Below are 6,708 nucleotides of genomic sequence, written 5' to 3' on the forward strand. Positions count from 1 at the left end.
TTGCAACGCAACAACTAATTCGATAAGAGCTGCTATTCAATTTCGTAATCGTGGAGCCATCAGCATGGGAAATTCCAAGTCAGCAGACAAGTAAGCCGCAACATCAGAATTGTTGTTGCGGCGCTCTGTAAGACCAATCCCATCTGATTGCTGACGAGCAGACGCTGCCCGGTATCCTTAATCGAGCGGTTGATTCGTCATGACCACCACACGCCCCGCGTGGGCCTATACGCTGCCGGCAGCCTTGCTGCTTATGGCTCCCTTCGACATCCTCGCCTCGCTGGCGATGGATATTTATCTTCCAGTCGTTCCGGCGATGCCGGGCGTCCTGAACACGACTCCATCCATAATCCAACTCACGTTGAGCCTCTACATGGTGATGCTCGGTGTGGGCCAAGTGATCTTTGGGCCACTCTCCGATCGCGTCGGGCGACGGCCGATCCTGCTTGTAGGTGCAACGGCTTTCGTTGCTGCGTCTCTGGGAGCGGCTTGTTCTTCAACTGCATTAGCCTTTGTTGCGTTTCGTCTGGTTCAGGCAGTTGGAGCATCGGCCATGCTGGTGGCCACCTTCGCGACCGTGCGCGACGTATATGCCGATCGTCCCGAAGGTGCCGTCATCTACGGCCTTTTCAGTTCGATGCTGGCGTTCGTGCCTGCGCTCGGCCCTATAGCCGGTGCGCTGATCGGCGAGTTTTGGGGATGGCAGGCGATCTTCATCACACTGGCTGCACTGGCTTCGCTCGCACTCTTGAACGCCAGTTTCAGGTGGCATGAAACCCGACCGTTGGATCAGGCCAGAACGCAACGATCTGTTTTGCCGATCTTCGCGAGTCCGGCCTTTTGGGTTTACACAGTCGGATTTAGTGCCGGCATGGGCACATTCTTCGTTTTCTTCTCGACAGCCCCCCGTGTTCTCATAGGCCAAGCCGGCTATTCCGAGATCGGATTTAGCTTGGCCTTCGCGACTGTCGCGCTGGTCATGGTCACGACAACCCGCTTCGCAAAGTCCTTCGTTGCCAAATGGGGTATCGCGGGATGCGTAGCGCGCGGGATGGCGTTGCTCGTTTCCGGCGCGATCCTGTTGGGGATCGGCCAACTTTTCGGATCGCCGTCATTTTTCAGCTTCATCCTGCCGATGTGGGTTGTCGCGGTCGGCATTGTCTTCACGGTGTCCGTTACCGCCAACGGCGCACTTGCGCAGTTCGACGACATCGCTGGATCAGCGGTTGCGTTCTACTTCTGCATCCAAAGCCTGATAGTCAGTATCGTCGGGACATTGGCGGTGACGCTGTTAAACGGCGATACAGCGTGGCCCGTGATTTGTTACGCCACGGCAATGGCAGTGCTGGTGTCGTTGGGGCTGGCGCTCCTTCGATCCCGTGATGCTGCCACCGAGAAGTCGCCAGTCGTCTAGCCGACGACTGGAAGCAAGCCCGCTCCGATGTGGCGCAATAATCATCGAAACCTTGTGAATGGCGGTATCCTGTCCGGCAAGATACCGCTCATTTCCCTTGTTCCGTGGCGGCCGGTCATCGACCGCCAGCTCGGCTGTGAGGTCATAGGCATCGTGCAAAGCGGATCGGTGTCGTGGCAGTTGGGGCGGCAAAGGGGCATAAGCCTCTAATCTGTTGTAGATGAACGCAGCCGCTCGAAACCAGCGATGAGGCTGTCGAGTCCGAAGTTGAACGCAGCATCCATGCCGTCTGTTTCCAACTCGTGAAACAGATCGTGCAGGAAGGACGACGGTGCTTGCTCGGACACATCTGGCCTGTCCGGAACTCTCTCATCGGCATCAGATGCCTGCTGCTCGAGAACGGAACCGACCACATAGTGACTGACCGCCCGGAGCGCCCAAACAGCGTGCTTCGGACCAAAGCCCGCCGCGCAGAGAAAGCGTATTTGTGTCTCGGCAGCGCCAAAATTCGGTTCTGTCGGTCGAGTGCCGGCATGGATGCGCGCCCCGTCGCGATAATAGAGCAACGCCGTTCTGAAACTCTGGGCGTTCTCTTTCAGGAATAGCCGCCAGTCTTCGTTCTCTTCGGGTAGCGAGCGGGTGTGGCGTTCCGTCAGCATTGCCTCGGCCAGTGCGTCAAGCAGCGCGCGCTTGTTCTGGAAATGCCAGTAAAGCGCAGGCTGCTGAACCTTGAGGCGTTCAGCGAGCTTTCGCGTCGTCAGGTTGTCCATGCCAACCTCGTTCAGCAGCTCCAGCGCCGCTGCGATCACGGTGCCCTTGTCCAGTTTGGTCATTCACGTTCCTTCGCCAACGCTTGACAATTTATCACCGATAAGTTCTATGTCTATGTCCTTATCATTGATAAAGTCGCTCGCATTGAGCGGCGCTGGAGTTTCAGGTGCGCAGCTCTGCCATCATCGCCCTGCTGATCGTCAGTCTCGACGCCATGGGACTCGGCCTCATCATGCCGGTCCTTCCGACGCTTCTGCGCGAGCTTGTGCCGGCGGAGCAGGTCGCTGGTCACTATGGTGCCTTGCTGTCACTCTATGCGTTGATGCAGGTCATCTTCGCGCCCGTGCTTGGACAATTTTCAGATGCTTACGGTCGGCGTCCGGTGCTTCTGGCTTCCCTTGCGGGAGCCGCAGTCGATTACACGATTATGGCATCAGCGCCGGTCTTATGGGTGCTCTATATCGGCCGGCTCGTCTCCGGCATCACGGGCGCAACCGGAGCTGTAGCTGCCTCAACCATTGCGGATTCGACGGGGGAAGGTTCTCGCGCACGCTGGTTCGGCTACATGGGGGCCTGTTATGGGGCAGGCATGATTGCCGGGCCAGCACTTGGTGGTATGCTCGGTGGTATTTCTGCCCATACTCCGTTTATCGCCGCTGCCCTTCTCAACGGCTTCGCGTTCCTGCTTGCCTGCATTTTTCTCAAGGAGACTCATCGCAGCCATGGCGGGACCGGAAAGCCGGTTCGCATCAAACCATTCGTTCTGTTCCGGCTGGATGATACATTGCGCGGGCTAGCTGCGCTTTTCGCAGTTTTCTTCATCATTCAACTGATCGGCCAAGTGCCTGCGGCTCTATGGGTCATCTATGGCGAGGACCGTTTTCAGTGGGACACCACGACTGTTGGTTTGTCGCTTGCGGCGTTTGGAGCAACACATGCGATCTTCCAAGCGTTTGTTACCGGCCCGCTTTCAGGCCGGCTTGGAGAGCGGCGTACGCTACTCTTTGGCATGGCTGCGGATGCGACTGGCTTCATTCTTCTGGCTTTTGCCACGCAGGGATGGATGGTGTTCCCGATTTTGTTGCTGCTTGCCGCCGGAGGTGTTGGCATGCCGGCCTTGCAGGCAATGCTCTCAAACAATGTCAGCAGTAACAAGCAAGGAGCTTTACAGGGAACGCTTACAAGCCTCACCAATCTAAGCTCTATCGCGGGACCGCTTGGCTTCACGGCACTCTATTCTGCCACCATAGGAGCATGGAACGGTTGGGTTTGGATTGTCGGCGCGATTCTCTATTTAATATGTCTGCCAATACTACGCAGACCTTTCGCAACTTCATTGTGATTGAGTCATGGCGAATTGGTATGCGTAGACTTACGAGGAATGACGGATTAAATCCGTTGAGCCATCATCTCCTCTCGGGGCGAGTGCCGATGATGACCTTAGTTCACACTCTCGCCGTCGCCGAATATCTGAACTTCCGCCACGCCGCCAATGCGCTCGGCGTGGCGCAATCCAGCGTCAGCGCCCGCGTGAAGGCGCTGGAAGAAGACCTTGGCATCGTTCTGTTCGAGCGCCATGCGCGGGGTGTTCGGTTGACCGAGGCCGGACGCCACTTCGTCGAGCGGATAGCCGCAGGCATCGACCAACTCGACCATGCGGTGAAGACCGCCGGCATGGCGGCAGCCGGAGAAAGCGGCCGGCTTCGCATCGGTATCCATGCCCTGATCCCTCGCAGCTTCCTCGCAAAGCTGATCGGCCAATACCGCGAAGACCACCCCGGCGTTGAAGTCGAAATGACCGAAGGTACGGCCCGCGATGCGGTCATGCAGCTTCGCGCCGACCGGCTGGACGTGGTGTTCGTGGCCGGCACGCCCGAGCTGCCCGACTGCCATTCCCGCCACATATGGACCGAACCGCTCGTGGCGGTGTTACCGGAGCGGCATCCGTTCGCCGAGCGGTCGGCCGTTACATGGGCCGATCTGGCGGGCGAGACGTTTCTTGTTCGGCATGGCGGCACTGGCCCGCAAGTTCATAGCCATATCGTGCTGCGCCATGCCGGACTCTGGCCCGCGCCGTCGATCCTGCGCTTCGACGTGGGGCGCGGCGCGCTGCTGTCCATGGTCGGACAGGGCTTCGGCATCACCATCGTCAGTGCGGCCACGGCGCTGTTGCCGTCAACCGGCATTGTCTTCTTGCCCTTCGCCGACGAGCCGGAGCCGGTCGCCTTCTCGGCTGTCTGGTCGCCGTCCAACCGCAGCGCGGCGCTTCGTAACCTGCTCAGTCTCGCCAACGACATGGGCCGGCAGGTCTGCACGAATTCGGTACTGCCACGGATAGCGAGGGCGTGAGCCGAAGTGGTCGCGGAAGCACCGTCCGGGACTGTTATTGCCATCGCCGGAAAGCGACACTTGCATTAACGCCGCCAAAGCCGAATCCGTTGGAAATGGCATGTTCCATGAGAATGGGCCGCGCAGATTGGTGAACTAGGTCGATACCTGCGGCAACAGGATCGGGGTTTTCTAAAGAAAATGTCTGATATAAAATTCGAGTGTGAGTTCTGCGGCGGGCTGTCAGAAGACCTAAGAGCCCATACTTCGCCGCAACATCGCAGACCCGCGCGCCGGGCTGAAAACTCTCGGCCACAATCCGCGCCTTGAGATCATCCGGCCAACGCCGACGACCGGTCGGGCCATCAAGGACCTCGATCCGCGACACTCCATTCGACCCACGCACCTCCATCCGGTGCTCGTTTTGGTGCTCCATGGCAAGCCTCCCGCAAACTCAGTTGCAGGACGGCATGCCCGAAGTCACATCAAGCCGAAACCACGGGGCCGGCGCACCGCTTACCCAGCAAGGGAGTTTCCCGATTGACAGCACCACGCATGCCCTGCCCGCGACGGCCAAGCAGATCGCCTATGCGCGGTCTCTCGCCCTGCGCAACCAGACCCTCCTGCCCTGGGAGGTTCAGAAGGACCGTCGGTCGCTCAGCGCCTGGATCGAGGCGCAGGCCCAGCTGAAGCCGGTATCTGACATGGACCGGCTGCCGACCTCAAAGCAGGTAGCCTTCGCGGAGAAGCTTGCACGGATCAAACGGCGCGCCGTTCCGGACGAATGCTTCCGCGACAAGGGGCTCATGTCGAAGTGGATCGACGGGAACAGGTGAGACAGAAGTAATCCGTACCAGCTTGACCTGTGGACCAACAGCTAGTTGGTAGCGCGAAACGTCAGCTAGGGGCAGCTTTATGCACTCTCCTCTAGCCGGAGATTCGCGCCCAAGCTCTAACTGGAAAGGCACCCATTCCCTATGCATGAACCGGGGCCGCAGAGAAGTGAAAGCCGGACGACGGAAGCTTGTGGAGGTCCACCAAGCTTTCAACAACCGGAATGCTTGCCGCGAGCAAGATGGAGTGAGCCGGACGCGAAGGGTCATCCGTATCGTCCACATTGAGGCTGTCGATCCCGACAAGAACTGCTCCCTTATCGCGCAAATATTTGGCTGCACCAGCTGTAAGAAACGGATGGTTCACGAAATAGCTCGGTGTTCCCCATCTGGAAGAGTACCCAGTTTCGATAGACCTTATTGTTGTCGGTCGGAATTGCGCCAATAAAGCGTCCGACATAGGTCATGATATCGTTCCTTCTAGATAGTGCTGCTCGGCAAGTACTTGCTAGTCAGTTTTTTCGAGTGGCGGGTGACTTTTGTGCTGCCCCAAGTGGCAACTATTTACTAGTCAATTATGACGTTTGCGCCTTCAGCGTTCAGGCGCTCGAGCCCTTGCTTCATATTGAGAACTTGTTCCTCTGGATGTCCCTGCCAGTTCTTCACCTCGGCGATGATCCTTAACGGATCACGCGAGCGATATGACATGGTCGGATTCCCAGGAAACCGCTTGTCGGTCAGATTGGGGTCATCTTCAATCGGACCGGTCGGCTCGACCACATAGATGCGCTCAGGCCCTTCACCCTTTGCGAGCTCAGCGCCCCATATAGCCGCATCCATTGTTGCCGAAAAGTAGGTCCAGGAAAGCGCGCCCTCTTCGAGGAAGTTGGAGCCGTGGCCCACCTTGATCACGTCGCCTGGTTTGAGGTCTGCTTTCGTCCCGTGGAAAAAAGACTGTGCAAACTGCTTCGCTGCTTCAGACATTCGGTTCATTCTCCCTTGCTGTCCAAGTTGTATCTTGTGGTTGCCACGCGATTTCAGAGATCCAGCTCTGCTGCGGCAAATCGAGCGACCTCGATGGCAACAGATACAGCGTCATCATCATGAGAGCTCCAAACGCAAGAAAGCCCGCACCATGCCAGTATCCACCGAAGCAACCGATGACGTTCGAGGTCAGCGGCCTCTGCCACCAGATCGAGGCGCCGCAAGAAACGGCCACGATCGACAGCGATTCGATGATAAGGCGCTGTGAGATCAGGATTGAGGAACATAATGGCATAGTCGAACCCGCGTTCCCCAAAGAGTCCCTTGGGGTCAATGGCGAGCCACCCCCGCTCGGGACCGAAATCGAGAACATTGTAG

9 protein-coding genes and 1 pseudogene are annotated in these 6,708 nt (G+C 58.1%); 5 read left to right on the forward strand and 5 right to left on the reverse strand.

Annotated elements, in window-relative coordinates; translation table 11 throughout:
- The first annotated feature begins 199 nt into the window (after window positions 1-199).
- On the forward strand, window positions 200-1,414 hold the full coding sequence (floR, locus tag AC2FF8_RS20360; RefSeq protein WP_374480913.1) for a chloramphenicol/florfenicol efflux MFS transporter FloR: 1,215 nt from the start codon (window positions 200-202) through the stop codon (window positions 1,412-1,414).
- A 93-nt stretch (window positions 1,415-1,507) separates the two neighbouring features.
- Window positions 1,508-1,624: pseudogene (locus AC2FF8_RS20365) on the forward strand (DUF3363 domain-containing protein); the annotation flags it as partial.
- Here AC2FF8_RS20365 and tetR(G) read toward each other — a convergent pair.
- A complete protein-coding gene (gene tetR(G) / locus AC2FF8_RS20370) occupies window positions 1,621-2,247 on the reverse strand; it encodes a tetracycline resistance transcriptional repressor TetR(G) (RefSeq protein ID WP_024353490.1) in 627 nt (208 codons plus the stop codon). The pseudogene AC2FF8_RS20365 and the gene tetR(G) sit on opposite strands and share 4 nt — an antisense overlap.
- A 104-nt stretch (window positions 2,248-2,351) precedes the next feature.
- Here tetR(G) and tet(G) point away from each other — a divergent pair, with 104 nt between their 5' ends.
- Together tet(G) and AC2FF8_RS20380 are read left to right on the forward strand one after the other, a co-directional pair.
- Window positions 2,352-3,527, forward strand: a complete 1,176-nt coding sequence (gene tet(G) / locus AC2FF8_RS20375) for a tetracycline efflux MFS transporter Tet(G) (RefSeq protein WP_018426326.1) — start codon at window positions 2,352-2,354, stop codon at window positions 3,525-3,527.
- 89 nt (window positions 3,528-3,616) lie between these two features.
- Window positions 3,617-4,534, forward strand: coding sequence for a LysR family transcriptional regulator (locus AC2FF8_RS20380; protein ID WP_018426325.1), 918 nt, complete (start codon window positions 3,617-3,619; stop codon window positions 4,532-4,534).
- A gap of 34 nt (window positions 4,535-4,568) precedes the next feature.
- On the opposite strand, the gene AC2FF8_RS20385 is transcribed toward AC2FF8_RS20380, so the two are convergent.
- Window positions 4,569-4,949 (reverse strand): transposase, encoded by a 381-nt coding sequence (locus tag AC2FF8_RS20385; protein WP_496874119.1) that lies wholly within the window; start codon window positions 4,947-4,949, stop codon window positions 4,569-4,571.
- A 103-nt stretch (window positions 4,950-5,052) separates the two neighbouring features.
- On the opposite strand from AC2FF8_RS20385, the gene AC2FF8_RS20390 reads away from it, so the two are divergent.
- Window positions 5,053-5,349, forward strand: coding sequence for a hypothetical protein (locus AC2FF8_RS20390; protein ID WP_496874121.1), 297 nt, complete (start codon window positions 5,053-5,055; stop codon window positions 5,347-5,349).
- 139 nt (window positions 5,350-5,488) lie between these two features.
- Here the strand turns inward: AC2FF8_RS20390 and AC2FF8_RS20395 are convergent, their stop codons facing one another.
- The 3 genes from AC2FF8_RS20395 to AC2FF8_RS20405 all read right to left on the reverse strand — a co-directional run.
- Window positions 5,489-5,806 (reverse strand): cyclase family protein, encoded by a 318-nt coding sequence (locus tag AC2FF8_RS20395; RefSeq protein WP_258124040.1) that lies wholly within the window; start codon window positions 5,804-5,806, stop codon window positions 5,489-5,491.
- Between the two features lie 107 nt (window positions 5,807-5,913).
- Window positions 5,914-6,330, reverse strand: coding sequence for an NAD(+)--rifampin ADP-ribosyltransferase (gene arr / locus AC2FF8_RS20400; RefSeq protein WP_258124042.1), 417 nt, complete (start codon window positions 6,328-6,330; stop codon window positions 5,914-5,916).
- A 53-nt stretch (window positions 6,331-6,383) separates the two neighbouring features.
- The coding region (locus AC2FF8_RS20405; protein ID WP_496880591.1) for an aminoglycoside phosphotransferase family protein at window positions 6,384-6,708 on the reverse strand (325 nt) is incomplete at its 5' end.

It is taken from the genome of Ruegeria sp. YTSA144 (genome assembly GCF_059610125.1).